Source organism: Vibrio sp. YIC-376, from assembly GCF_052353105.1.
Taxonomy (GTDB): domain Bacteria; phylum Pseudomonadota; class Gammaproteobacteria; order Enterobacterales; family Vibrionaceae; genus Vibrio.
In genome coordinates, this window is sequence record NZ_JBBWFK010000002.1 from 397,681 (window position 1) to 422,104 (window position 24,424).

Annotated in this window: 28 protein-coding genes and 2 riboswitches; of the genes, 19 read left to right on the forward strand and 9 right to left on the reverse strand. The window is 42.6% G+C overall.

The window, feature by feature from the left end:
• Positions 1–105 precede the first annotated feature (105 nt).
• The 7 genes from WJM94_RS06035 to WJM94_RS06065 all read left to right on the forward strand — a co-directional run bounded on the left by WJM94_RS06035 (position 106) and on the right by WJM94_RS06065 (position 6,294).
• Entirely contained in the window at positions 106–744 is a 639-nt protein-coding gene (locus tag WJM94_RS06035) for an HD domain-containing protein (RefSeq protein WP_444493333.1), read from the forward strand.
• On the forward strand, positions 745–1,494 hold the full coding sequence (locus WJM94_RS06040; RefSeq protein WP_444493334.1) for a helix-turn-helix domain-containing protein: 750 nt from the start codon (positions 745–747) through the stop codon (positions 1,492–1,494).
• Positions 1,495–1,638: 144 nt separating this feature from the next.
• Complete coding sequence (locus tag WJM94_RS06045) at positions 1,639–3,501, forward strand: MFS transporter (RefSeq protein WP_444493335.1); 1,863 nt, start codon at positions 1,639–1,641, stop codon at positions 3,499–3,501.
• A 47-nt stretch (positions 3,502–3,548) separates the two neighbouring features.
• Positions 3,549–4,166: a triacylglycerol lipase gene (locus WJM94_RS06050; protein WP_444493336.1), complete on the forward strand. Its 618-nt coding sequence runs from the start codon at positions 3,549–3,551 to the stop codon at positions 4,164–4,166.
• Between the two features lie 104 nt (positions 4,167–4,270).
• Positions 4,271–4,411: riboswitch (FMN riboswitch) on the forward strand.
• 113 nt (positions 4,412–4,524) lie between these two features.
• Positions 4,525–5,181 carry a 3,4-dihydroxy-2-butanone-4-phosphate synthase gene (ribB, locus tag WJM94_RS06055; RefSeq protein ID WP_444493337.1) on the forward strand — a complete coding sequence of 219 codons (657 nt, stop codon included), beginning with the start codon at positions 4,525–4,527 and terminating at the stop codon, positions 5,179–5,181.
• Positions 5,182–5,291: 110 nt separating this feature from the next.
• A complete protein-coding gene (locus WJM94_RS06060; RefSeq protein WP_444493338.1) occupies positions 5,292–5,837 on the forward strand; it encodes a glutathione peroxidase in 546 nt (181 codons plus the stop codon).
• Between the two features lie 10 nt (positions 5,838–5,847).
• Positions 5,848–6,294, forward strand: a complete 447-nt coding sequence (locus tag WJM94_RS06065; RefSeq protein ID WP_444493339.1) for a DUF3429 domain-containing protein — start codon at positions 5,848–5,850, stop codon at positions 6,292–6,294.
• A gap of 85 nt (positions 6,295–6,379) precedes the next feature.
• Here WJM94_RS06065 and WJM94_RS06070 read toward each other — a convergent pair whose 3' ends face one another.
• Both WJM94_RS06070 and WJM94_RS06075 read right to left on the reverse strand, forming a co-directional pair.
• Complete coding sequence (locus WJM94_RS06070) at positions 6,380–6,979, reverse strand: thiol:disulfide interchange protein DsbA/DsbL (RefSeq protein ID WP_444493340.1); 600 nt, start codon at positions 6,977–6,979, stop codon at positions 6,380–6,382.
• Positions 6,980–7,066: 87 nt separating this feature from the next.
• Positions 7,067–7,495 (reverse strand): hypothetical protein, encoded by a 429-nt coding sequence (locus WJM94_RS06075; protein ID WP_444493341.1) that lies wholly within the window; start codon positions 7,493–7,495, stop codon positions 7,067–7,069.
• A gap of 140 nt (positions 7,496–7,635) precedes the next feature.
• Here WJM94_RS06075 and WJM94_RS06080 point away from each other — a divergent pair, with 140 nt between their 5' ends.
• The 5 genes from WJM94_RS06080 to WJM94_RS06100 all read left to right on the forward strand — a co-directional run bounded on the left by WJM94_RS06080 (position 7,636) and on the right by WJM94_RS06100 (position 11,940).
• Positions 7,636–7,935: an isoamylase early set domain-containing protein gene (locus WJM94_RS06080; protein ID WP_444493342.1), complete on the forward strand. Its 300-nt coding sequence runs from the start codon at positions 7,636–7,638 to the stop codon at positions 7,933–7,935.
• Between the two features lie 279 nt (positions 7,936–8,214).
• Positions 8,215–8,571 carry a diacylglycerol kinase gene (locus tag WJM94_RS06085; RefSeq protein WP_444493343.1) on the forward strand — a complete coding sequence of 119 codons (357 nt, stop codon included), beginning with the start codon at positions 8,215–8,217 and terminating at the stop codon, positions 8,569–8,571.
• Between the two features lie 21 nt (positions 8,572–8,592).
• On the forward strand, positions 8,593–10,251 hold the full coding sequence (locus WJM94_RS06090) for a phosphoethanolamine transferase (protein ID WP_444493344.1): 1,659 nt from the start codon (positions 8,593–8,595) through the stop codon (positions 10,249–10,251).
• Between the two features lie 132 nt (positions 10,252–10,383).
• Positions 10,384–11,316 (forward strand): Gfo/Idh/MocA family protein, encoded by a 933-nt coding sequence (locus tag WJM94_RS06095; protein ID WP_444493345.1) that lies wholly within the window; start codon positions 10,384–10,386, stop codon positions 11,314–11,316.
• Positions 11,317–11,508: 192 nt separating this feature from the next.
• Positions 11,509–11,940 (forward strand): YccF domain-containing protein, encoded by a 432-nt coding sequence (locus tag WJM94_RS06100; protein ID WP_444493346.1) that lies wholly within the window; start codon positions 11,509–11,511, stop codon positions 11,938–11,940.
• 517 nt (positions 11,941–12,457) lie between these two features.
• Here WJM94_RS06100 and WJM94_RS06105 read toward each other — a convergent pair.
• Together WJM94_RS06105 and dmeF are read right to left on the reverse strand one after the other, a co-directional pair.
• Complete coding sequence (locus tag WJM94_RS06105; protein WP_444493347.1) at positions 12,458–12,874, reverse strand: MarR family winged helix-turn-helix transcriptional regulator; 417 nt, start codon at positions 12,872–12,874, stop codon at positions 12,458–12,460.
• Between the two features lie 3 nt (positions 12,875–12,877).
• A complete protein-coding gene (gene dmeF, locus WJM94_RS06110; RefSeq protein WP_444493529.1) occupies positions 12,878–13,798 on the reverse strand; it encodes a CDF family Co(II)/Ni(II) efflux transporter DmeF in 921 nt (306 codons plus the stop codon).
• 196 nt (positions 13,799–13,994) lie between these two features.
• Here dmeF and WJM94_RS06115 point away from each other — a divergent pair, with 196 nt between their 5' ends.
• Complete coding sequence (locus WJM94_RS06115) at positions 13,995–14,843, forward strand: patatin-like phospholipase family protein (protein ID WP_444493348.1); 849 nt, start codon at positions 13,995–13,997, stop codon at positions 14,841–14,843.
• 151 nt (positions 14,844–14,994) lie between these two features.
• Here the strand turns inward: WJM94_RS06115 and WJM94_RS06120 are convergent, their stop codons facing one another.
• Positions 14,995–15,843 (reverse strand): pirin family protein, encoded by an 849-nt coding sequence (locus tag WJM94_RS06120; protein ID WP_444493349.1) that lies wholly within the window; start codon positions 15,841–15,843, stop codon positions 14,995–14,997.
• A 448-nt stretch (positions 15,844–16,291) separates the two neighbouring features.
• On the opposite strand from WJM94_RS06120, the gene cspE reads away from it, so the two are divergent.
• The 5 genes from cspE (at position 16,292) to WJM94_RS06145 (ending at position 19,228) form a co-directional block, all read left to right on the forward strand.
• Positions 16,292–16,504, forward strand: a complete 213-nt coding sequence (cspE, locus tag WJM94_RS06125; protein ID WP_444493350.1) for a transcription antiterminator/RNA stability regulator CspE — start codon at positions 16,292–16,294, stop codon at positions 16,502–16,504.
• A gap of 247 nt (positions 16,505–16,751) precedes the next feature.
• Complete coding sequence (locus tag WJM94_RS06130) at positions 16,752–16,961, forward strand: hypothetical protein (protein WP_444493351.1); 210 nt, start codon at positions 16,752–16,754, stop codon at positions 16,959–16,961.
• Positions 16,962–17,011: 50 nt separating this feature from the next.
• Complete coding sequence (locus tag WJM94_RS06135; protein ID WP_444493352.1) at positions 17,012–17,152, forward strand: adenosine deaminase; 141 nt, start codon at positions 17,012–17,014, stop codon at positions 17,150–17,152.
• Between the two features lie 219 nt (positions 17,153–17,371).
• A riboswitch (purine riboswitch) is annotated at positions 17,372–17,471 on the forward strand.
• An 89-nt stretch (positions 17,472–17,560) separates the two neighbouring features.
• Positions 17,561–18,571 (forward strand): adenosine deaminase, encoded by a 1,011-nt coding sequence (locus WJM94_RS06140; RefSeq protein ID WP_444493353.1) that lies wholly within the window; start codon positions 17,561–17,563, stop codon positions 18,569–18,571.
• A 183-nt stretch (positions 18,572–18,754) separates the two neighbouring features.
• On the forward strand, positions 18,755–19,228 hold the full coding sequence (locus WJM94_RS06145) for a peroxiredoxin (RefSeq protein WP_444493354.1): 474 nt from the start codon (positions 18,755–18,757) through the stop codon (positions 19,226–19,228).
• 61 nt (positions 19,229–19,289) lie between these two features.
• Here WJM94_RS06145 and WJM94_RS06150 read toward each other — a convergent pair whose 3' ends face one another.
• The 3 genes from WJM94_RS06150 to WJM94_RS06160 all read right to left on the reverse strand — a co-directional run bounded on the left by WJM94_RS06150 (position 19,290) and on the right by WJM94_RS06160 (position 23,108).
• Positions 19,290–20,549: a S1 family peptidase gene (locus tag WJM94_RS06150; RefSeq protein ID WP_444493355.1), complete on the reverse strand. Its 1,260-nt coding sequence runs from the start codon at positions 20,547–20,549 to the stop codon at positions 19,290–19,292.
• A 723-nt stretch (positions 20,550–21,272) separates the two neighbouring features.
• A complete protein-coding gene (gene yghU, locus WJM94_RS06155) occupies positions 21,273–22,130 on the reverse strand; it encodes a glutathione-dependent disulfide-bond oxidoreductase (RefSeq protein WP_444493356.1) in 858 nt (285 codons plus the stop codon).
• A 258-nt stretch (positions 22,131–22,388) separates the two neighbouring features.
• The gene (locus WJM94_RS06160) at positions 22,389–23,108 is read right to left on the reverse strand and encodes a beta-ketoacyl-ACP reductase (RefSeq protein WP_444493357.1); all 720 of its coding nucleotides are present in this window, start codon (positions 23,106–23,108) and stop codon (positions 22,389–22,391) included.
• Between the two features lie 306 nt (positions 23,109–23,414).
• Here WJM94_RS06160 and WJM94_RS06165 point away from each other — a divergent pair, with 306 nt between their 5' ends.
• Entirely contained in the window at positions 23,415–24,068 is a 654-nt protein-coding gene (locus WJM94_RS06165; protein WP_444493358.1) for a cupin domain-containing protein, read from the forward strand.
• Between the two features lie 59 nt (positions 24,069–24,127).
• Here the strand turns inward: WJM94_RS06165 and WJM94_RS06170 are convergent, their stop codons facing one another.
• Positions 24,128–24,367 carry a YdcH family protein gene (locus WJM94_RS06170; protein ID WP_444493359.1) on the reverse strand — a complete coding sequence of 80 codons (240 nt, stop codon included), beginning with the start codon at positions 24,365–24,367 and terminating at the stop codon, positions 24,128–24,130.
• Positions 24,368–24,424 lie beyond the last annotated feature (57 nt).

The following is a 24,424-nucleotide window of genomic DNA, read 5'->3' on the forward strand; positions in this document are numbered from 1 at the left end:
CTTTCGAGGTTATTTGGGTTTAAGTCTCAATAACACCATCGCATTTGGAAATTAGTTTCTTTGTTGGGCATACTTTCCCCCAAAATTTTAGTGTTAAGTATTCTCATGACCTCATTAAGCCAAACTGAATCTCTGTTTTTAGAATTTATGCAGCAAGAAATGCAAGTTGATGCTGCCCACGATCTTAATCACGTGAAGCGTGTTGCTAAAACCGCCAAGAAACTAGCTAAAGAAGAAGGTGCTCAACTGGAGGTTGTATTACCTGCCGCTTATTTGCACGACTGTTTTACGTACCCGAAAGATCATCCCAACCGGAAGAAAAGTTCTGTAATTGCAGCTAAGAAAGCCATCGCCTTTTTGGAGAGTATTGATTACCCACATCAGTACCATGATGCCATTGCTCATGCGATAGAAGCGCACAGTTTCAGTGCCAATATTCGGCCTAACACACTAGAAGCACAAGTCGTGCAGGATGCCGACCGTTTAGATGCACTGGGCGCGATAGGTGTGGCACGCTGCATTCAAGTCAGTACGCACTTCAATGCAAAGCTCTACGACCACGATGACATATTCGCCGAAGAGCGTGAGCTAGATGACAAACAATTTACCCTTGACCACTTTCAGACTAAGTTGTTTAAAATCGTAGATACGATGAACACCGATTCAGCCAAGCAGGAAGCACAGCGACGCAAAGCGTTTATGCAAACCTACTTAGGCCAGTTACGCGAAGAGGTTGCCGAATAAATGTCCGAAAGCTATGCCCTGATTAAAGAGCTCAAACGGCAATTAAAACTTGCAGGTTTACACTATGTGGACGTAGCACAGCACCTTGACGTCAGCGAAGGAACAGTGAAAAGACTGCTTGCTGAAGGTCATCAGATTAGCCTCGAAAGACTCGAGCGTATCTGCCAGTTGATTGGTCTGGAAATGGCAGAGTTGTTTAAACTCGCTGCGTCACATAACCGAGGACTGGAATCACTTTCTCTAGAACAAGAAAAGCAACTCGTTGAAGATAAAGCATTATTGCTGGTCGCAATTTGTGTAGTGAACGGATACCAGTTTGAACAAATCATTGAGCAATATTTGTTTAATGAACCCGAACTGGTGCAAAAACTTGCCCTGCTAGACCGTCTTAACATTGTTGATTTACTACCTGGGAATAAAATTCGCTTACGGATATCCCCGACTTTTCAATGGCAGATGGGTGGTCCGATTCAACGCTTTTTTCAACAGCAAGTTCAGGAAGCATTTTTCCAAAGTTACTTTTCCGCAGAAGATGAAAAGCTAACGATGGCTACAGGTTTAATGAGCATCCCTACCAACAAGAAGCTTCAACAAAAACTACAAAAGGTTATCGACGAGTTTTATCTGGCTTGCCAAAGTGACAACGCTTTAGGGATGAATGAAAAGCACGGAACTTCTCTGGTTATCGCCATGCGACGATGGACATTTCCCTTATTTAAACCTTGGGAAAGAACGCCTCATAACAAGTAACAAATTTGGCACCTTTTATTGAGAAAAGTTACACTAAAAGGCACCTTTAGTCTCACATAATGTTACTTTTAATATATAACTGGTTTATCTGAGAACAAGGCATAAAGTGCTCGCATATTTTGACTTTGTTCTTATGGAGCCAGCATGTTCTTCTCTAAGCGCTTTTTCCCGTTTTTTGTCACGCAATGCCTTGGGGCACTGAATGACAATGTATATAAAAATGTTCTTTTATTGATGGTCACCTACCGTCTGATTGATTCATTACCGGTATCAGCCAATTTGTTTGTCAACCTCGCTGCAGGTCTGTTTATTCTGCCTTTCTTTTTATTCTCCGCTCATGCAGGCGCTGTTGCTGATAACATGGACAAAGCCAAGCTGATTCGACGCCTGAAGATTATCGAACTGTTGATTATGGTGTGTGCCGCCACGGCCATCATGACGCAAAACGCAATCTTGATGTTATTGTTACTGTTTTTAACCGGAGCACAGTCAGCATACTTTGGGCCAGTAAAATACGCATTACTACCTCAGGCATTGAAAGCAAATGAGCTAATAAAAGGTAATGCATGGGTTGAAATGGGCACCTTTCTTTCCATTCTGATGGGGACATTAACGGCAGGACTTTTATTAGCGATTCCGAATGGGACTTTTATTGCTTCTTGTCTTGTCATCGTCCTATCGCTAATGGGGTTCTTAAGTAGCGTGTATATTCCTGCGTTACCGAGTCAATCCAAACAAACAGTGAAATTCGAGCCAATTTCTGGCCTTAAAAAGACCCTAAAAGTCGCGCAAAAACAACGTGGGGTCTGGATGTCAATTCTGGCCATTAGCTGGTTTTGGTTTATGGGAGCAACCTACCTGACGCAATTCCCTAACTTTGCTCGTGAACATCTGTTTGCCGACAGTACAGTCGTGTCTTTGTTACTGGCGCTGTTCTCAATTGGTATCGCAACAGGCTCCTGGCTGTGTGAAAAACTCTCTTTTGATCATGTTGAACTGGGTATTCTGCCATTTGGCATCTTGGGTTTAACCGTCTTCGGCGTAGATTTATTGTGGGCGGTACCATCATACGACACCTTGCCAAGCGGCTATTATGACGTACACAGTTTTATTTCTGATTCCAAACATCTCCGAGTCATGGTGGACCTGTTCTTAGTTGGACTAAGCGGTGGTGTGTTTGTCGTCCCACTGTATGCATTTATCCAATCACGCGCTAAATCAGGGGAATGTGCACGTTCAATCGCCGCCAACAACATCATGAATGCCTTATTCATGGTCATGTCAGCATTGGTATCGATATTCGTCCTAAGCGTTTTAGACTGTTCTGTAGTTGAACTGTTCGTAATCATGGCCATCGGCAATTTCTTGGTCGCCGTTTTCGTATATCGCCAAGTTCCTGAGTTTACGCAGCGTTTTATCAGTTATTTACTCAGCCATTGCTTGTACCGCGTATCCGTTAAAGGACGCCAGCACATCCCAGAGAAAGGCGCTGCATTAATCGTCGCAAATCATGTCAGTTATGTGGATGCACTGATTCTGATGGGAACCTCTACCCGTCCAGTTCGATTTGTGATGGATAAATCCATCAGTGAACTGCCAATACTTAAGTATGTGTTCCGCCATGCTGGCGTCATTCCAATTTGTTCTCCACGTAAGTGTGCGGACACTTACACGAAAGCATTTGCACAAATAGAGCAAGCTCTGAATAACGAAGAGGTTGTGTGCATTTTCCCTGAGGGTCGTTTGACATCAGACGGTGAGTTAGGTGAGTTTCGTCCCGGGGTAGAAAAGATCCTTCAACGCACGCCGGTACCAGTTATACCAATGGCATTAAAAGGACTGTGGGGCTCATTTTTTAGCCATAAAGATGGACACGCACTCACTACCCTGCCAAGACGTTTTTGGTCCAAAGTCGAAGTGAAAATTGGTGAAGTTGTCAGCCCAATTTCACTAGATCGCCACAAGTTGCAGCAAGAAGTACAAGAATTGCTGATAAGTCACAAGTAGTTACGCCTAATTTAGAGTAGGATTACTAATACATCATCGGGGGTAATATGAAAATCATCATTCTACATGGTCTTTATATGCATGGGCTGGTCATGCAGCCTCTTAGCAAAAAGCTACGTAAATTAGGCTATGAAACAAAAGTGCTAAGTTACAACACCGTATCGATAAACGAAGAAGAACTATTCGATGCCATAGATCATGCGCTCAATCCGCTTACCGCCAATATACTAGTTGGACACAGCTTAGGTGGCTTGATGATTAAACGTTATCTGGGGAACAGAAAACCAACCACCAGCTTAGTCTCCCATGTTGTTGCAATCGGCTCTCCGTTGAAAGGCGCTTCAATTGTCTCCCGAATTCAAGACCTTGGATTAGGAGCAATTTTAGGTAACTCACCAAGTCACGGTTTAAATAAACACGAAGATGTCTGGGATTTTCCACAGAAGCTCGGCAGTATCGCAGGCACTGTCCCTATCGGTGCTCGTCCGCTCTTAATGCGCGATGGCAATACTCTGTCTGATGGCACGGTTACGGTCGAAGAAACCCGTCTGGAAGGGATGCAAGACCATATAGAAGCGAAGCAAACGCATACCAGCTTAATCTACAATACCTTCGTCCCGGTGCAGATTGATCACTTTATTCGCACCGGTTTTTTTCGTCGGTAGCACATTTTTATGTAATAAAAGAGTAATCTGCTTCCCAAAATATTGTTAAATCAGTACTATCTCTAAGTCAGCCGTAATTAAAACTTGTGGTTTGGCATAATTTTAATTGTTCTCAGGGCGGGGCGAAATTCCCCACCGGCGGTATACTCTTTTGAGTGAGCCCGCGAGCGCTCGATTCGTCGAGGTCAGCAGATCTGGTGAGATGCCAGAGCCGACGGTTATAGTCCGGATGAAAGAGAATAAGAATACACCAGTCGACTCACTCAACTATTGGGAAGAGCTGGTGCATTTCTTTTTGATCGCATTTTACGGCGATCTCTCACACCGCCCTGATTCTGGTCATTTTTAGGAGTTAACCATGAATCAGTCATCTCTACTTGCCGAATTCGGTGATCCAATTACTCGCGTTGAAAACGCGCTTACTGCACTTCAAGAAGGTCGTGGGGTTCTTTTGCTCGATGACGAAGATCGCGAAAACGAAGGCGATATCATCTACTCAGTTGAACATCTGACTAACGAACAAATGGCACTGATGATCCGTGAATGCAGTGGCATTGTCTGTCTCTGTCTGACAGATGCTCAAGCAGATAAACTACAACTGCCTCCAATGGTTGTGAACAACAATAGCGCGAATCAAACAGCATTTACCGTTTCAATTGAAGCTAAAGTAGGTGTAACCACCGGTGTATCCGCCGCTGACCGTGTAACCACAATCAAAACCGCAGCAAATCCACATGCAAAACCAGAAGATCTAGCGCGTCCAGGTCACGTATTTCCATTACGTGCACGTCCAGGCGGTGTAATGACTCGCCGTGGACATACTGAAGGTACGGTTGATCTGATGCAAATGGCGGGACTTCAACCAGCTGGCGTATTGTGCGAAGTGACTAATCCTGATGGCACAATGGCTAAGACGCCTGAACTCGTCGCCTTTGGCCGCCTTCACAACATGCCGGTGCTAACGATTGAAGACATGGTTGCTTACCGTAACCAATTCGATTTGAAGTTGGCATAACGCTACCAAGTTTCTATTCGGGCCGCACTATTGTGCGGCTTTTTTGATCGATATCCAATCTCCTGAGTAACACTATACTGACTAAGGTGAACAAATAAGGAGATCAAATCATGAAAGGAATAATAAGACCCTTTGTCACTATCGGGCTCTTCAGCCTGAGTACATTGGCTTTTGCTTCGAGTTGCCCTGACATTCTTCAGGGTAAGCAAAGACTCCTGAACTCCACTGAAGAAATTGATTTGTGTGAGAGCTTTAAAGGAAAAACGTTACTCGTTGTAAACACCGCTAGTCAATGCGGATTTACTCCACAATTCGAGCAATTGGAAACCCTTTACCAAACCTACAAAGATAAAAATTTTACGGTCATCGGTTTTCCGAGTAATGACTTCAAGCAAGACAAAGGAAGCGAAGAAAACTCAGCAAAAATCTGCTATCTCGATTACGGCGTCACCTTTCCTATGATGGCAAGAAGCTCTGTGATGGGCTCGGATGCAAACACCGTGTTTAGCGAGATAAGCCAACAGGCGGGTGTCTCACCAAGATGGAACTTCTACAAGTTTCTAATCGATAGGGAGGGAAAAGTCATCGCAACTTTCCCTAGCTCAACTTCTCCAACGAGTACTACGCTTACTGATATGATCGAACAACAACTGTAGGAGTAAAGTCATGGTCACTACGCGCTCAACAATGTTGCGCCTTGGCTACTTGGGGTTACTGCCATTCCTATTCAGTTTGCTGCTCATCATTTCTGACACAACGCTTTTCAACTTAAGTGGCCATCAGTTTTTTATTGCCTACAGCGCCGTTATCTTAAGCTTCTTGTCTGGAGTGCTCTGGGGCAATGGGATTGATCATTATTACCACCGTCTAAGCCGCAATATATTAATCCTAAGTAATCTCTTTGTATTGCTCGCTTGGGGCTCTCTGCTTCAAGGGCACACACATTACATCACGGCCACGTTACTCTTAGCCACGGGATACATTGCGGTGTGGTATGCAGAGAAGTTGATTAGAAAAGTGGAACAAGAGAGGGATCCAAAAGGCTATCAGGTACTGCGAGGTCAACTCACATGCGGCGTGCTTCTTATGCACGGCATCGCCTTGTTGGCTTGATTTTCTACAGTTAAACAATTAATCCCTTCTTTTCAATATAAAAATGGCGACATAAATGTCGCCATTTTTTATTCGTACTTAATACCTAAAGCGTCAATAGATAGTTAACCAATTCGTTGTACTCATCGTAAGAACGAATTTCATTAGGAATAACAATGTACTTGTTGTTCACAATCAAACCCGGTACCCCTGTCAACGTGCTTTCTTTGAACTGCTGATCGAAACGCTTTTGCATCGAATTCACGGCAAAGCTGTTGTACGCGGCATCAAACTTTTTAGCATCAACTCCATTGTCAGTGAAGATTCTTTTTAACTCAGATTCGTCTTTAGGTGCCTCTCGTTTTTGGTGGATCTGAGCAAACATTGCCGGAATCATTTTATCTTCCACCCCTAGCGATACCATTGTCGCGTAAGACTTCGCCATAGGAACAGCCATGTTTCCTCCCATAAAGGCAACATGGACTTTTTCAAATCGTGCCTGTTCAGGTAAAGCAGGCTTCAGATTTGCAATTAAGCTTTCAAATTTATAACAGTGCGGGCAGTAAAAAGAGAAATACTCTGTAACCGTAGGCTTCGTTGCTTTTTCTGCGTCCAACACTTTGTAGTGCTTACCCTCTTCGAACTGTGCTGCATGTGCGGTAAATGCCAGTAACAGGGTACTGAAAAGCGCAAATAGTTTCTTCATTGTTGGTTTTCCTTCAAGGCGATCATGTGCCTTTCTAATTCTGAATAATTTACAAAAGTTGTATGTTCTTTATAGGTTAGAAGAAAATCAAACAATGGGAGGTCGATACGGTTCGTATACAACTGTTACCGCTTTTACTGCGGGAGGCCTTTGTATTAGAGCAAGTCTGTATGGGAGGAGAATCAAGCCACTCAGTGGCAGACTCATAGGCACTTTCACAATACATGAAGAACTGCAGCCAGCTTGTTGCTCCTTCCCTGGCTTCAGTGTGTGCTTGCTATCTTGAGACTGAATACAGTCAGAATTCACCCCAAGCTGTGCCTGAACTGCCTCTGAAGGAGATTGAACACTCTGCTGTTCTAAAGGTATGGTCGACGCTTGTACTTTAGGAGACAAACTGGTCAGCAGCATTGCAACCAAGCAGGTCAAAGTCAGCAGCAATGTGCGGTTAAATGTCAACATACCAACGTCTTCAAAAATATGATGAATTTCATCATACAGAAACACACTGTTCATACAAGCTTGAAGAGCAATTCGCGATTAATCCGCGTTCATTATTTTCGTCTTTTTTACCGGCATGTCGATGATAAAACTTGAATTAAGCATGAATACTTTGTAATAGTTAGAATAGTTTTTGTACAAACAAGGAAAGATTAATGCTTAAAAAAAGATTTTTTAAAACAAAAGATGAAGTCGAAGTCACTTTTGAGCTCGATAAAGAGCAAATTGAATCAGTAAAAATTGCTGGAGACTTTAACAACTGGCAGCCGGAGCCAATGAAACTGGTCAAAGCAAGCGGCCAATTTAAGTTCAAAACTCGCTTACCAAAGGAACAAAACATCGAATTTCGTTACCTGTTAGACGAAGCTGAATGGCAAAATGACCCTCAAGCCGATGGCTACGTGCCTAACGGATTTGGCAGTGATAACAGTGTCGTCTGCACGAGTGAACAATAGGCGTAAGTCTCACTTTATATTTTCACACATTAGGATCAGGCGCACTTGTTGCGCCTTTTTTGATCGAACTCTAATTAGAAGTAATGGTGGTCTTTGCTGCATGCATATCAAAGCCAGCATGCAGATTACTTTGCCTTTTTAATACCACACTCGCCTTTTCAAATTTACGCCTCTTTATATTCACAAATGTTTCACGCGCGACCCATTAGTCTCACCACTAGCTTGTGCACTCGAACACCAGCAAAGGTATTTTTCATCGATCGGTATTGGAACTCTATTTTGAAACCAGGAAAAACAGGTATTCGCCGAGTCATGGACGCGACCGGTTACTCACTTCAGGGATTGAAAGCGGCATGGACTAATGAAGCGGCTTTTAGACAAGAATTACTCCTTTCTATTGTACTTTCGATCAGCGCATTCTTTTTGCCTGTCACAACGTTAGAAAGAGTACTGATGATCAGCAGTTTACTGGTGGTCTTAATCGTTGAATTAATTAATTCGGCGATAGAAGCAGTAGTTGACCGTGTCAGCGACGACTGGCATGAGCTAAGTGGTCGCGCAAAAGATATTGGATCTGCAGCCGTACTTGTCGCATTACTACTCGTCCTTTTCGTCTGGGCGTCGTTTTTGCTTTAGTTTTTTGTAAGGCAGTTATTTATGAAGACCGTTGATTTACAGAAAGAAGGTATCTCTTACGTTGCCTTTACTTTTATGTTGGCGTTTTATTTTGCTCTTATCGTTAATGTCCCGATTTATAAAGAGCTCATTAGTATTTTCTCTCATCTTGATAACGTAAAAGTCGGATTTGCCATTACGATCCCAATTTTCTTTATTGCTGCACTGAATTTTCTTTTCAATTTATTCAGTTGGCCATGGATAGGTAAACCATTTTTTATCCTGCTACTCGTTCTGTCTAGTATGGTGAGCTACGCGAGTTACAACTACGGTACACTATTCGACTACGGAATGATCGCCAATATCATTGAAACCGACTCTAGCGAAGCTGGTTCTTATCTTAGCGCCTATTCCACTTTATGGGTGATTTTAATGGGCATCGTTCCAGCCTTGATTGTCGCTAAAGCCAAATTACGTCCGCTCAATGGCGAGTTGCTCCGTTTTACGCTAACTAAACTCGTATCGATGATTGCCTCTCTTGCTGTCATTGCCGCTATCGCGGGCATATATTATCAAGACTACTCATCGGTCGGCCGCAATAACAGCTACCTGAAAAAGATGATTATTCCCACTCAATTCATCTACAGTGCGAGTGGATATATTAAGAAAAACTACCTGACAACGCCGGAGCCTTATCGCGAGATTGGTACAGAGGCAAAACAATCACAATCCGCAATAAAACAAGCGGAAGAAAAGCCAACCTTACTAGTCTTTGTTGTGGGTGAAACGGCTCGCTCTCAGAACTACCAATTAAATGGATATGAGCGCAAAACCAACCCATACACCAGTAAACTGGACGTCATTTCATTTCAGGATTTCGCCTCATGTGGAACAGCAACAGCGGTGGCACTTCCGTGCATGTTCTCGCAGCTTACCCACAATAAATTCGAACGCACGAAAGCAGACAATCAAGACAACGTGTTAGATATTATGCAGCATGCAGGCATCGACCTGATGTGGAAAGAGAATGATGGTGGGGATAAAAACGTCGCCCACAAGATCAAAAAAATTGCGTTAGACCGAAGTAAAGTCGATCAATGGTGTAATGGCAGCAATTGCTATGACATGGCCCTGCTTAATGACCTCGATCAGCAGATCGAAAGTATGAGAGGTAACCGGGTCGTCACTATGCACCTCAATGGAAGCCATGGCCCAACGTACTTCCAGCGTTATCCAAAAGATAAAGCCTTCTTCCAACCCGACTGTCCACGTGCAGATATTGAAAACTGTAGTGTCGAACAAATAGTCAATAGTTACGATAACACTATTCGTTACACAGACTACGTTTTGGAGCAAACCATCAACAAGCTCACCAGGTTGGAAGACAAATACAACACAGCGTTGATTTATCTCTCTGATCACGGTGAGTCATTGGGTGAAAACGGTATGTTCTTACATGGCATGCCTTATAGTCTCGCACCAGATTTCCAAAAGCGTGTGCCTTTTATGATGTGGATGTCACCAAGCTTCAAACAGGCAAAACAGATCGATTCAGATTGTCTGAGCCAAGAAGCGCAAAGCGTGGGTAAGTACTCACAAGACAATATCTTCCACTCTCTACTAGGGATCATGGATGTTAAAACCAACGCCTATGACGCTAATATGGACATATTTAACCCATGTCGTATACCTAATGCCTAGTGTATGAGTTGAAACCTAAAGCCTGACCGAAAGTTGTAAGTCAGGCTTTTTATGCCAAAACCCTGCAACGAACGGACTCTCGATTGCTATAATCTCGTTCTAATAAATTAAAAGAGCAAGAGAAGAACCAAGATGAAAATTGGCATTGTTGGCTTGGGAGACATCGCACAAAAGGCATACCTTCCGGTTATCACTCAACTTCCAGATATTGACTTAGTATTTTGTACCAGAAATACACATACCCTCCGTTCTCTGGCGCAACAGTACCGAATAGCTGAGACCTGTCAGGATTATCACCAGCTCGTTAACTTTGGCGTCGACGCAGTCATGATACACGCTGCAACAAGCAGCCACTTCCAAATCGCTGAATACTTTTTGAAGCAAGGTATTCCTGCGTTTGTTGACAAGCCTCTTGCTGACAACGCAGCAGAAGTTGAAAAGCTATATGAAATTTCAGCTCAGACTGCTCAGCCTCTTTATGTTGGGTTTAATCGCCGCCACATACCGCTCTACAATCAACACATGCCGGGCACACAGCAGGGGGAAATTACCGGGCTAAAATCGCTCAGATGGGAAAAGAATCGACATAACCTGCCAGGTGATGTTCGTACTTTTATTTTTGACGATTTCATTCATCCGTTAGACAGTGTCAATATTGTGGCTAAAAGCGACTTACAAGATGTTTACATCACTCATCAATTTAGCGGAGCACTTCTCGCTCGGCTGGATGTGCAATGGCAGCATGACGAAACAGTGCTACACGCCTCTATGAATCGCCATTTTGGTATCACCACCGAACGTGTTCAGGCTTGTTATTCAAATAAAGCAGTTGAGTTTGACTCTTTTGTTGAAGGTAAGCTTCACAATGAAAACCAAGAACACAAACTAAGCCTAAAAGATTGGACGCCAATGCTGACCAGTAAGGGCTTCCATAACATGCTTTTAGATTGGATTGGGGTCATTGAGAGTGGGAAAATGGCAAATCATATAGTGGAGCGAAATATCGCTAGCCACCAGCTTGCGGAAGCTATCTGTCGACAAATTGAGCAGACAATACTGCGTTAAGCTACTCAAATACAATACCCAGGTTCAAGCGCTCTATAGAGACATCAGCATGGGTATTTCTTTCCCAACTTACAATAAGTTACTTGGCTTTGTTTTGGCCGATTTTTGTCATTCATACTCTGTTAAGATTGATGTGACATACTTATAATCATACTCAAGTGATATGATCGACCATTAGAAATAGGAAATAGAATGAGAACTCTGGGCAACATCATCTGGTTTGTGTTGGGTGGCGTATTTATGGGCTTGCTGTGGTGGGTTTTTGGCATCTTGGCGTTCATCAGCATTATCGGTATCCCTTGGGGGCGAGCGTGTTTCGTCATGGGTAATTTTTCATTTTTCCCATTCGGAAAAGAAGCCATTTCACGTGATGAATTGACCAATGAGATGGACATCGGCACCAGTCCACTTGGTGTCATAGGTAATATAGTTTGGTTTGTGTTTGCAGGTCTCTGGCTGGCAATCGGTCATGTGATATCCGCCGTAGCGTGTTTTGTCACCATCATCGGTATTCCGTTTGCACTTCAGCACCTGAAACTAGCGGTTATTTCCCTCGCTCCAATTGGCAAAACCGTTGTATCTAAAGAAGAAGCCGCAATGGCACGCTTCAACATTAATCGATAATTCTTGTTATCCTCTGGGAGATTTTTCTCAGAGGGTAACCCCTGTCAAAAGTAAGCCGATTATCGCTACAGCGTACTCAATTATTATTGATTGTATATTCATATCGTCGCCTAATATTTGAAATTAATGCCTAGACCACTACTGACTTCCTCGTTTTAGTTATAAAAATCAAAGATAGTTAATTTCTAAATGTTAATGAAACGGTAGCTAAACCTCGCCTTTAGCTTACTGTTCCGACTCTCCCTACCTGCATGTTTTCTAAAAGCCGAATTATAAGCATAGTAAAGATCAACGAAGATCGTGCAGACTTGGACGCCAAAAACAAGAGATATTGTCTTTGAACTGTATATTTTGCAGTAAAGATAATGACTTAAAAATGCGATTTTTTGACAGCTAAATATGTCTAAGAAACTTTGTGAAATGGAGAGAAATATGAATAATTTATATGGTGGAAAAGTAAAGAGCAGAAGCTAATTTGTACTCTGCTCTCTTGATAAAACTCTGCAATCAGAAAAGGTTAGAACTCGCGGTTCATTCTTTCAAGACAAGTAAGAAAAATGGATTGCTGCTCTGGATCTATATGACGGGTCAAATCACGAACTAAATCAAGATGTAACTGATTGTGATGTCGATGAATAACTTCACCTTCTGGCGTCAATTTAACCACAATTGCACGGCGATCTTCGGGATGGGGGCAACGTTCGATCAGATTCGCATTCACCAGTTTTTCAATCTGAACTGTCAATGTCCCTGTTGTTATCCCAAGTTTTTCTGCCAGTTCTTTCATCCGCAAAGCTCCATGGCCCCCCAGCACTTCAATTGTGTGGACCTGCGCCAATGAATAACCAGTTTCTTTAACCACTGACTGTTCCCACGAAGACATTTTGTCATAGAATTCAGTCAGCATTTGATTCAATTTTTCTAATTCGCTCATCGTTTAGTCATTTTGCACTTCGAGAGTAAGATGATGAATCTTATCAAACTTACTCAATAATTGCTTAAATTCAGTTAGCGTTTTATCGCTGTGATTACGTATCGCGATCGCGGCTGAGTAATGATGGCCACTAATTTTCCAAACATGAAGATCAACGACTTCAGCATAAGGTTCGAGCACGGCTTGAATATCCGTACGGTACTGTTTATCAATGCTTTCATCCAATAAAACCGGCGCCGTTTGCTTCAATAAACCAAGCGTCCACTTCCCAATAACAAGAGCCCCTACCATACCCATGGCCGCATCCAACCAAATCCATCCGTAAAATTTACCAATAATAAGTGCAATGATGGCAAGCAGTGAAGTCAGTGTATCGGCAAGAACATGGAAGTACGCCGCCGCAAGGTTATGATCATGGTGGTGACCGTGATGATGTTCATGATGATCGTGGTGCTCATCATGGTGGTGATCATGTCCATGATGGTGATGATCCTGAAGTAGCAGCATGCTCGCCAAGTTAACCACTAGGCCTATGACCGCCACCATAATGGCTTCATTAAATTGAATGCTTTCAGGATTGAATAAACGGTGTATGGATTCAACCATCATCATCAGTGCGACCATCCCAAGCGCAATTGCACTGGTGAAGCCCCCTAGCACGCTAACTTTCCCGGTACCAAATGAGAATCGCTTACTGTTCGCATGTTGCTTTGCATAACGATAGGCAAACAGAGTGATACAAAAAGCGGCAGCATGGGTTCCCATATGCCAACCATCTGCCAGCAATGCCATCGAGCCAAATAAAGTCCCTGCACTTATCTCCACTACCATAGTAACAACGGTGAGAACGAGTACGTAAAATGTTCGCTTTTCACCTTTGTGATTATGAGACACAAAATCGTGTGTATGCTGCGATGCTGCCATCATGATTTGACCTTTCATTCCTGAATTTTTTGTTTGATTATCAAAATATTTGAATTAAATTTAGTTTGATAATCAAACATTGTCAACACAAAACATACTAAGTGAGATCGTGTCTTTGATACTGGCTTGGGAATTAGCCTCTCATAAGTTATGCTGACGAACTGCCAGTGTGATCGACGAGCGATGGAAAACAACGATGAAACAAATAGGTACGAGAGCACTAATTGTTGAAGGGGGCGCAATGCGCGGCGTCTTTTCTTGCGGCATTCTCGATCACTTTTTAGAACAAAATTTCTCTCCATTCGACAGTTTTTGGGGAGTATCAGCAGGTGCAAGTAACTTAGCTGCCTACCTGGCAAAAATGCCGGGGAGGAACCTGAAAATCTATCTCGACTACAGCCTGCGAAAAGAGTTTATTACTCCCAGCCGTCTATTTCTCGGTGGCGATATGATGGATCTGGATTGGATGTGGAAAGTCACACTCGCTGAGCTTGGTATTGATAAAGAGGTTATAAAAGCAGATTCGCGGCCTTTCTTTTTGGGTGTAACTCGACAAGATACAGGCCAAGCAGAATACCTGACTCCAGACGTCGAAATGCTTGCCGAAACAATGAAAGCCAGTAGTGCTCTACCTATCCTATATCGCAATGGTGTACTACTCGATGGTACTCGATATGTCGATGGTGGTGTGGCAGATGCAATCCCCATTGCGGAGGCAATTAAACGCGGCGCAACCAAAATCATGGTATTACGTAGCCGACCTGCCAGTTACCGAAAATCAAAAGCCAAGTTCAGTTCCATCACCAAAAGAATGCTGAGAGATACCCCTGCCCTGATTACGCCCATGCTGACACGGGATATTCGCTACAACCAAGCCTTATCAGTTATTGATAATCCACCCGATGGGGTCGAAATCATTCAGGTTTGTCCACCTGAGACATTCAAACTAAAGCGGTTAAGCCGTTCACCAGAACCATTGCGTGCCGCCTATGACCTTGGTATTGAGGCAGGTAAAGAAGCCATTGTACGCTGGCAGCAACTCTAAATATTTTCACTCCACCAAGAAAAAAAACCACACCTCACGGTGTGGCTAACGCAAATTCGATGGCAGTGGATTATCTTATTTGCTTCACAATGAACCCAACAACTAGGCTCCAATTCTTTTCTTGATAATTTACGACCACTGGGCGTATAGCCTAATAGGTCTCAAACAATCCTGCATTGTAGTCTTGGATTGCTTGTTCGATTTCTTCAATGCTGTTCATGACAAATGGACCGTAATGAACCACTGGCTCGTTGATTGGCTCACCAATGAATAGTAATACACCGCTTTCCTCGTTTGCTGTCAGCACTACTGTTTCACCCTTAGACAAGAGTGCCATTTCCCCTTGTCTTATTGCACGCTTCTGGTTCTCAATACCGCCTTGATAAACATAAACCATCATGTTGTGATTTGGCTTTGTCACAAGCGTAATAGTTTCACCTTCATGCGGTCGCCAATCAGCGACTGTGGCCTCAACACCTGTTTTCGTCAGCGGGCCTACTACAGTGTTGTTATTAAGGTTTAGCTCTCCGGCAATAATACGAACCAGACCTGCTTCTTTATCATCAAATTCGGTGATTGTTTCCGGCTGAAAATCATGATACTGAGCTGGTTGCATCTTGTTTTTAGCTGGCTGGTTAATCCAAATCTGAAAACCATGTAGCTCACCGTCTTGCATGATAGGCATTTCACTGTGAATCACACCACGCCCAGCGGCCATCCATTGAGCACCACCAGAACGAAGTTCACCGACATTGTTCATATGATCACGATGCTGAAAGTGCCCCTTCAACATATACGTCAAGGTTTCAATCCCACGATGTGGGTGTGGAGGAAAACCGCCGATATAATCCGCTCGATCATCTGATTTCAGTTCGTCCATCATCAGAAATGGTGAAAAATGTGCGTTATTGAATCCTGCTACTCGGCGAATTTTAACGCCGTCTCCATCCGCAGTCGGCTGAGAAGGAATCAACTGACGAATTTCTCTTACTGTGCTCATAATCTTGCTCCTCGTGCGCTTTTAAGCAGATCTACCCAACAAGTCTGCATACGATCGCGACATGTTCATATTGTAGATTGAAGAAAAATAATAGTGACCAGAAGCAGTTGAGCTACTTATTCAAATTTTTCGAACAACAGCTTAAATCTTATCAAGATGTAGCAGAGGAGTACTGCTACTGTTGTTGGATTGGGCAAAACATGGCAGAAGACAGAATCAAATAACTTACAGATAATGCGAAAATAAATGTAGCTATTTTTTAAACTCGGTGTATAGTGACCCTTGGCTCATATAGAAGAGCTGTTAATGCAACATTTAGTTTAAGTTTCCTCTCAGTAAAATCTTGAATCTCAAATTCAGACACCTGCGTACAACTTCCTCTTGGTTGAACATTCAATAGCTTAAAAAAGATCCACCCAATAATTCATGTTTTGATACAGAGGTATTTATGTCTGGTAAAGTAACTGGTTCAGTAAAATGGTTCAACGAAACTAAAGGTTTTGGTTTCCTATCTCAAGACAACGGCGGCCAAGATGTATTCGTACACTTCAACGCTATTGTTGCTGACGGTTTCAAAACTCTGACTGAAGGTCAGAAAGTAAGCTTCAACGTAGAGCAAGGTAAAAAAGGTCCTCAAGCGACTGAAGTTACTCCTCTATAAGACTGCTTTTCTTGGTGTAGCATCTCCATGCTGCACCAAATTTCTCCCCCTTCAAAAACACCTCCCCACATGTATTCAGCCAAATAAATAATGGCTTAGCTTAGTGCTGTCTAAAATAAGTTTGGCAGTACCGTTTTATATTTTATTAATCTCAGGAAAATATTATGTCCTCAAGAAGAACAAGCCGTCAAAGGCATTGGTATCAACTACTTAGCAAAGATAAAATCGTCAAGAAACAGGAGAATAAATGTTAGATATAGAGTTTATTTTAGAAAACCCTCAAATCACCTGGAACGCCAGAATACATCAACTTAATGGTGATATTTTAAGGCGGCATATATTACCAAAACTGCACTCCACCAGTATTTTCATTGAATTTAACTATTGTGAAAAAGCCTGTGAAGGTACGATTCTGAGTGAGTCAGGATCAAAGTTAGGTCACTTTATTGTCAAATAGTACGATTCAATACGTCGACAATACTAATAATTACTTTGGAGCAATATCTTATGGATAGAAAAACTAAAAGCCAAATTGAGAAAGAAAAGAAAGAGTCTGAACAACTTATCACAGCGGCGAAACAAAAAACCCGACGTCGTATTGAAGATATTATGGAACAAAGAGAGTTCGATAAATTATTTGACCTCTAAGTGCTACTTCCTCGGTTTCTTTCTTCCTGTTCATGTGTAAGGTAACGCCACCTGCCTTCCACTTACATGATTCTCCCCTTAGACTCATCAGCTCAATACCACTTTTTCTTACTGATAAATCAGCCCCACGCGTAGATATTCATATCGCTAATTAGCGACAAGATTGTCGAACGCCAACACCAAATACCAACACACCCTAGTCAAATTGATAATTTTGCGTATAATTGCAACCGTTTGCTTCGTATAACCCCAATGATATGGTTTGGGGGTCTCTACCAGCTCCCGCAAAGTGCTGATTACGAAGAGTTGAGATAACGGTGTATCTTACTCTTTGTAATAGCGTTCGACTTATTTCTATCTATACCTATTCTTAGAGTAACTGCATCCATAATACACAAAAGGTGGAATATGAACGCATTTATTCAAGGTCTTCCAAAAGTAGAGTTGCACTTACATATCGAAGGATCACTCGAGCCAGAACTCATGTTCAAATTGGCAAGACGTAACGGCATCGACATCCCATATTCATCACCACGCGAGTTACGAGAAGCGTACCAGTTCGAAGATTTGCAGTCTTTTCTTGACCTCTACTATCAGGGTGCTGATGCATTACGTACTGAACAAGATTTTTACGATCTGACCTGGGAATATCTAGAGCGCTGCAAAGCAGACAATGTCATCCACACAGAAATTTTTTTCGATCCGCAAACACATACTGATCGCGGCATTGATTTTGATACGGTCATCAATGGTATTGAACGTGCGCTAAAAGACGGACGTGATAAGCTCGGCATCACTTCACAAATCATTGCATGCTTCCTTCGTCATCTCTCTGAGGAGAGTGCGATGGAAACTCTTCAATCTATCCTCAAGCATCGCGATAAAATTATTGGCGTCGGACTCGATTCATCAGAGAAAGGAAATCCACCAGCCAAATTCAAGCACGTGTTTCAGCAAGCCAAGGAAGCAGGGTTACTTACCGTTGCACATGCAGGCGAAGAAGGCCCTGCACAAAATATTTCGGATGCGATTGAAATGCTGGAAGTGAGTCGTGTTGACCACGGGGTTCGCTGTGTAGAAGATGAACAGTTAGTGGAATCACTAATTAAGAGCAAAATGCCGCTGACGGTTTGCCCTCTATCAAACATAAAACTGTGTGTCTTTGACGACATGAAACATCACAATATCGTGGAGCTTTTACGCAAAGGCGTTGCCGTAACTATCAACTCTGATGATCCTGCCTACTTCGGTGGCTATATGACTGATAATTTCCTGGCCGTGAGTCAAGCTCATCCAATGAGCCACGCAGAGTTAGCCAAATTTACCCTCAACGCGATTGAAGCAAGCTTTATTGATAGTGAAATGAAAGCCAACTATCGTTCACAAGTTGAGCAATACGTTGAACGTCACTCTGCGTGATAGACATTGAGTCCAACCTGGATTAACACAGCAATCATGAGGGGACGCCTAAGTAATTTTACAAATATGCTCAAAAACGAGCAGACTACTTGGTTATACCCTTACAAACCGTCTGTGGTTAATGTTGAACTTAAGCGCTAGACTGACTGAGATTAAGTAACGAATCACAAAAGGAAGACAATCATGATTCAACAAGGTCAAACACTACCTTCTGCGACTGTCAGTGAGCTAACTGCCGATGGCATGGTAAACCACGACGTAACAGAACTATTTGCAAACAAAAAAGTAGTGTTGTTCGCTGTACCCGGCGCGTTCACTCCAACTTGTTCAGAAGCTCATTTACCTGGTTATGTTGTACTCGCTGACCAGCTAAAAGCAAAAGGCGTTGATCTAATTGCATGTGTAGCAACAAATGACGCATTTGTTATGCATGCATGGGGCGAAGCACAAAATGCCTCTGAGATTAAGATGTTAGGTGACGGCGACGCTAGCTTTACCAAAGCACTAGGTCTGGAAATGGATACAGCTGGTTTTGGCGGTATTCGTTCACAGCGCTATGCAATGATTATTGATAATGGTGTCGTTACCACGCTTAACGTTGAAGCACCACAAAAGTTTGAAGTAAGCAACGCAGAAACAATTCTGGCTGCTCTGTAAATATCTAAAAAATATCGCCCCGACATATGTATGTTGGGGCGATATTTTTTATTAATACAATTTAACGACTTAGAGGATATCTTCGAGTTATTGCTAAAAGTAATGTCATCAGCAATAAGTACATGTAATCTAGAGAACCACCGCTACTATCGCCGTCGTCGTCGTCACATCCAAAAATAACATAGTCACCATCAATATACGTTTCACACTCATCGGTGTCAGTGACTTCTTCGTCTTCTGTAACAGAATCACCTTCTTCATCATCAGTAACAGTATCATCGTCTTCTTCTGCAATAACGAGAAAATCAGGCTTGGTGATCACAGCTTCAGGCGGTTCGTCACTGCTAATGTACGATTCTATCCATTCCGTGTAATACGATACGTTGGTGTACCAGGTTGGCAAGGTAATCGAGCTACAAACGCTATTAATGATAGGCCCCGCGCTGATAATACCGACTTGGGTAAAACTAAGACCATCGCTGCTTTTCAGTAATAAAGGACCACCAGTATCGCCGACACAAGCACCGTTACCAATGATGCTATCTCCACTACCACCAACAATTGCTGTAGGTAATGTGCAAAGCTTCGTAAGATCAAGAGGAGATGATATATATTTTGGTAGATCTTCCGCAGATTCAAGACGTTCATAACACAAAGGCACAGGATAATACGACACGTCCGTATCTAGTAAGACCCCACCATCAGTCCCCCAACCCGCGACTTTTACATTAGGTTTTGGGTCTGCTGAGTCCCATTCATCAACTAAATTAGACAACCTAATATCACTCTCTGAGTCACCTAAGCTTACCGTACCGACAAGATTGGCAGGAAAATCGCGTTCCACATAAAGTAAAGCAAGATCATTTTGGTATGCTGTTGATTCGAGAACCGTCAACCCGGTTTCATCCGTCGTCACTGAGTTCACTGGATAATAATCTGGGTGTATCACAACGTGAGTGACCTTGTAGATATCAGATATCTCAACTAAAGATAAATCAGCCTTACCTGCCGTTACCGATATTTCTTTGGGTTTGGCAACATCATAAAGCGTAAACACGTCAGGGTTCGAGTTACTATCTTCCAAACTAGCATCAGATGCGACTAAACAGTGGGCAGCAGTTAACACCCAGCGGTCACCGACAATGGTGCCCCCGCATGAATGATCCTCCGCGAAAATACTGGCACGAACAGAGGCTAAAAAAGAGAACTCTTCCTCAAATGCCTGTTGTGATACTGGGACATCGTCCTCTGTAACCACAACCGCATACGTTGGTACACTGATCAAAAGTGAGGCAAATAGCGGTGCCCATTTGTTTCTCATACACTTCCTTCCTTGGTTAAACAAAGCTGACTGAGTATGAAAGGATAACGCCTGATAGGCACCTACACACTTAGACATCAATTGCACACAGTATAAACACTTGTTCCAAGATTATCTGTAACTTATGTTGCAAAACAAAAATTATGGGACATGATTCTAAAGTTTAAGAAATCGTTGCCATTCTCATGCAAAGGTGTGAGCCACGCCCTCGTCGAAGGGTAAAAATACACTAATAAAATCAACGTATAAAAAACTGAGTATCGAGCATTGACTTAAAAATAAGTGAAATGCAGTCTAGTGCAAAGAATGAAAACTATAGAAAATAAAAAAACGTCCGCACACAGGCAGGTCAAAAAACACTTGTGCGGACATAATAGAAAAGCCAGTTCATGTTTTTGAACTGAAAATTAGGGGGCAATGAAAATCGATTAATCATGATTTCCAACTTCAATTATATTACTGGTATTTTTATTAATATTGTTAATTTAACGTCAATAATAATATAGTCTCAATGGATAGAAACTATATAAATCTTTCTATTAAATAAGGTTTAAAATAAAAACAAAAGGATAATATAAATACATTAATTTCATTTATGTCAGACCATAGTTTGATTTATATTTAATGGCCCGTTGATTATCTGAAATTAATAAAATACTTACATTAAAATAAGAAATGCGCACCTAAAACAAATGCGCAAATACTTAGTGGAGTGTTTATAATTTAAGGTTTGAGCTTCAGAACATCGTCAATATCTTGTGCACTATGACGCTCAGCCAGATGTTCCCAATCTTCACCCCAAAAACGGTTGACTATTCGACCACGTTTTACAGCTTCACGCTCATCAATGCTTTTAGCCCAACGAACAACATTTTTGTAGCTATCTACATCTAAAAACTCAGCCGCATCATAAGAGCGCCCTAAAACAAAGTTACCATACCAAGGCCAAGTGGCAATATCTGCAATACTGTATTCATCACCAGCTAAGAACTCGTTATTTGCCAAGCGCTTATCCAATACGTCCAACTGGCGCTTCGCTTCCATCGCAAAGCGGTTGATTGGGTATTCAAACTTCTCAGGAGCATAAGCATAGAAATGACCAAAGCCACCACCAAGATATGGTGCAGATCCTTGCAACCAGAATAACCAGTTCATCACTTCAACTCGTTTAGCCCCATCTTTAGGTAAAAACAAGCCAAACTTTTCCGCTAAATAGAAAAGAATGTTGCCAGATTCAAATACGTTTACAGGCTCCTCACCAGAGCGGTCCACCAATGCTGGAATTTTTGAGTTCGGGTTTACAGCGACGAATCCTGAACCAAACTGGTCTCCTTCCCCTATCTTAATCAAATACGCATCGTATTCTGCCTCTTTCACACCGGCGGCCAGCAGCTCTTCAAACATGATGGTGACCTTTTGGCCATTGGGTGTACCCATGGAATAAAGCTGGAATGGATGTTCACCAACTGGCAACTCTTGTTCATGACGAGCGCCTGAATCTGGGCGATTGATGCTCGCCCATTGGCCGCCATTTTCATTGTCGTTCGTCCAAACTCTTGGTGGTATGTACTGGTTTAACATTTTTATTCCTTATCGTGTTTGAATGCGCCTTTGGCTGATTAGCTTATTGCTTCAGCAACAATACTGAAGCTGTCCTAACAGTAAATGCAGGGGAGATAATCAGAATATTAGGTCGTAATCATCAAATAAAAGCCCCCCGCACCAATTTGATTAGAACCTTTCGTTATGGGAGTTTCTTTCGCGATATAAGAAATAAAAATGGAAAAGACAGTTTGGTAGTAAGAAAGTCGCCCCCGAGATAGGGGCGACATATATTAGCTATAAGACTAAACCACCATCTATTTTCAGGACTTGCCCTGTAATGAATTCACTCTTATCAGATGCTAAAAAGGCAACGCCATTTGCGATGTCTCGAACTGAGCCCATGCGTCCTAATGGTGTTTTTCCTTCCATCATTTTTATCACTTTTTCAGGTAGATTTTTGGTCATATCGGTAACAATGAATCCAGGAGCGACACAGTTAACACGTATCTGCGCCCCTTTTCGGGCAAGCTCTTTCGCCCATCCTTTGCTCATTGATATCACTCCACCTTTACTTGCCGCATAGTTACTCTGACCGATATTCCCGTCAGTGCCGACAATGGAAGAGATATTCACGATACTTCCGGAGCCTTGATTTAACATTACAGGTGCGACGCTTTGAGTAAGCAAAAATACTGCTTTAAGGTTTACGTCAATCACACTGTCCCAATCTTTCTCCAGCATATCCTGAAGTAAAGCATCTCTCGTGATACCAGCGTTGTTAACCAATACATCGATGCGATGGTGTTGCTTAATAATACTATCGACTACTTCATTGACTCCTTTGGAGTCACACAGGTTAACTTGATAACTTGAGAGTTGTGACGATACTCCCCACTCAACCGGGGAGATATCTAACCCGATGACATAAAAGCCATCTTCCAATAGTTGCTCACAAATCGCTCGTCCAATACCGCGAGCGGCACCCGTGACAATGGCTACTTTGTCATGTTTCATCTTGGTGGTCCTTAATTACAGAGGATACAAACTGCGCTTAAGCGCTTATTTTTGTACCCTCTTCAGCTTCTCGTTCTAGCACGCCTTTGCGTTGCTAATAAAACTATAGATAAATTCTGGGTGCGAGATGTGAGCAAACCGATACAAATAGCCAATATTTTCCCGCCTCAGCCAACTCATTGCGACTTTTTCGCTCCCTTTTTCAAGAAAATTTCATACACTCGTTGCCAGAGTATTAACCCAAGGTTGAGCGTTGCACGTACAATCAATTAACGTTCATCTCAAAATAGGTCTCGGGATTTCAGTATGTTGAATATGAATTTTTCTCAGCGAGTTGTCATTAACACAGCTCAGCAAGAATGGGTCGCAAGCCCCGCCTCAGGCGTTTGGCGTAAGCCGCTAGAGCGTGAAGCGAAAGAATCCGGACACACGACCAGTATTGTAAAATATGAAGCTGGATCACGTTTTGCTACCCATCATCACCCTGTCGGTGAAGAGATCTTGGTACTCGAAGGCGTATTTTCCGATGAAAACGGTAACTATCCAGCGGGCACTTATATCCGCAACCCGCCGGGAAGTCATCATGCTCCCTTTAGCGAGGAAGGTTGTGTGATTCTGGTGAAACTCAATCAATTTGATCCTCAGGACCTCACTACAGTGCGTACCAATATCAATACTGCTGAGTGGCTTCCGGGTTTAGGAGGATTACAAGTCATGCCTCTTCATGAGTTTGAACATGAACATGTGGCGTTAGTAAAGTGGCCAAAAGGAGAGCGCTTTCAGCCACACCGACACTTTGGCGGTGAAGAAATTTTTGTTTTGTCTGGCGAGTTTAAAGATGAATTCGGAAGTTACCCAAAACACACATGGTTGCGTAATCCACATATGAGTGAACACTTTCCTTATGTTGAAGAAGAAACGGTGATTTGGGTTAAGACAGGACACTTGCTCGTCAATTAACTCCCTGCAAGAAAAAAACGGCTCGTATTCCAACATACGAGCCGATACTCATTAATCGGTTACGCCCCCATAATTCTGGAATGTAGCCAATCTTTCAGCTCGGCACGATTATGTTTCAGCACATTCATGGCCTGATCATCGATAGGGTTTCCTCGCAGTTCCAAAACGCGAATTTCTTTATCTAATGCGTTGTAGTTTCTAACGTTTTCAGCAAAGGACATATCGAGTTCAGAAAGCTGAGCGATAGTATCCAAATGTTCTGGGAATTCATGAGTTAATGAGTGATTTTCACCTAACATATAAACCTCTTGATGGACTGTTGATGTATATGTCTTGCTCACTTTTTAAGCAGCGCA

Bases quoted from the DNA above. Each gene is read 5' to 3' on its own strand.
- WJM94_RS06135 (WP_444493352.1), top strand. From the start codon at position 17,012: ATGGATAGAAAAACTAAAAGCCAAATTGAGAAAGAAAAGAAAGAGTCT.
- WJM94_RS06090 (WP_444493344.1), top strand. From the start codon at position 8,593: ATGAAGACCGTTGATTTACAGAAAGAAGGTATCTCTTACGTTGCCTTT.
- dmeF (WP_444493529.1), bottom strand. From the start codon at position 13,798: ATGGCAGCATCGCAGCATACACACGATTTTGTGTCTCATAATCACAAA.
- WJM94_RS06100 (WP_444493346.1), top strand. From the start codon at position 11,509: ATGAGAACTCTGGGCAACATCATCTGGTTTGTGTTGGGTGGCGTATTT.
- ribB (WP_444493337.1), top strand. From the start codon at position 4,525: ATGAATCAGTCATCTCTACTTGCCGAATTCGGTGATCCAATTACTCGC.
- WJM94_RS06165 (WP_444493358.1), top strand. From the start codon at position 23,415: ATGTTGAATATGAATTTTTCTCAGCGAGTTGTCATTAACACAGCTCAG.
- WJM94_RS06130 (WP_444493351.1), top strand. From the start codon at position 16,752: ATGTTAGATATAGAGTTTATTTTAGAAAACCCTCAAATCACCTGGAAC.
- WJM94_RS06095 (WP_444493345.1), top strand. From the start codon at position 10,384: ATGAAAATTGGCATTGTTGGCTTGGGAGACATCGCACAAAAGGCATAC.
- WJM94_RS06040 (WP_444493334.1), top strand. From the start codon at position 745: ATGTCCGAAAGCTATGCCCTGATTAAAGAGCTCAAACGGCAATTAAAA.
- WJM94_RS06045 (WP_444493335.1), top strand. From the start codon at position 1,639: ATGTTCTTCTCTAAGCGCTTTTTCCCGTTTTTTGTCACGCAATGCCTT.
- WJM94_RS06075 (WP_444493341.1), bottom strand. From the start codon at position 7,495: ATGAACAGTGTGTTTCTGTATGATGAAATTCATCATATTTTTGAAGAC.
- WJM94_RS06120 (WP_444493349.1), bottom strand. From the start codon at position 15,843: ATGAGCACAGTAAGAGAAATTCGTCAGTTGATTCCTTCTCAGCCGACT.
- WJM94_RS06035 (WP_444493333.1), top strand. From the start codon at position 106: ATGACCTCATTAAGCCAAACTGAATCTCTGTTTTTAGAATTTATGCAG.
- WJM94_RS06145 (WP_444493354.1), top strand. From the start codon at position 18,755: ATGATTCAACAAGGTCAAACACTACCTTCTGCGACTGTCAGTGAGCTA.
- cspE (WP_444493350.1), top strand. From the start codon at position 16,292: ATGTCTGGTAAAGTAACTGGTTCAGTAAAATGGTTCAACGAAACTAAA.
- WJM94_RS06060 (WP_444493338.1), top strand. From the start codon at position 5,292: ATGAAAGGAATAATAAGACCCTTTGTCACTATCGGGCTCTTCAGCCTG.
- WJM94_RS06150 (WP_444493355.1), bottom strand. From the start codon at position 20,549: ATGAGAAACAAATGGGCACCGCTATTTGCCTCACTTTTGATCAGTGTA.
- yghU (WP_444493356.1), bottom strand. From the start codon at position 22,130: ATGTTAAACCAGTACATACCACCAAGAGTTTGGACGAACGACAATGAA.
- WJM94_RS06170 (WP_444493359.1), bottom strand. From the start codon at position 24,367: ATGTTAGGTGAAAATCACTCATTAACTCATGAATTCCCAGAACATTTG.
- WJM94_RS06140 (WP_444493353.1), top strand. From the start codon at position 17,561: ATGAACGCATTTATTCAAGGTCTTCCAAAAGTAGAGTTGCACTTACAT.
- WJM94_RS06050 (WP_444493336.1), top strand. From the start codon at position 3,549: ATGAAAATCATCATTCTACATGGTCTTTATATGCATGGGCTGGTCATG.
- WJM94_RS06160 (WP_444493357.1), bottom strand. From the start codon at position 23,108: ATGAAACATGACAAAGTAGCCATTGTCACGGGTGCCGCTCGCGGTATT.
- WJM94_RS06080 (WP_444493342.1), top strand. From the start codon at position 7,636: ATGCTTAAAAAAAGATTTTTTAAAACAAAAGATGAAGTCGAAGTCACT.
- WJM94_RS06070 (WP_444493340.1), bottom strand. From the start codon at position 6,979: ATGAAGAAACTATTTGCGCTTTTCAGTACCCTGTTACTGGCATTTACC.
- WJM94_RS06115 (WP_444493348.1), top strand. From the start codon at position 13,995: ATGAAACAAATAGGTACGAGAGCACTAATTGTTGAAGGGGGCGCAATG.
- WJM94_RS06105 (WP_444493347.1), bottom strand. From the start codon at position 12,874: ATGAGCGAATTAGAAAAATTGAATCAAATGCTGACTGAATTCTATGAC.
- WJM94_RS06065 (WP_444493339.1), top strand. From the start codon at position 5,848: ATGGTCACTACGCGCTCAACAATGTTGCGCCTTGGCTACTTGGGGTTA.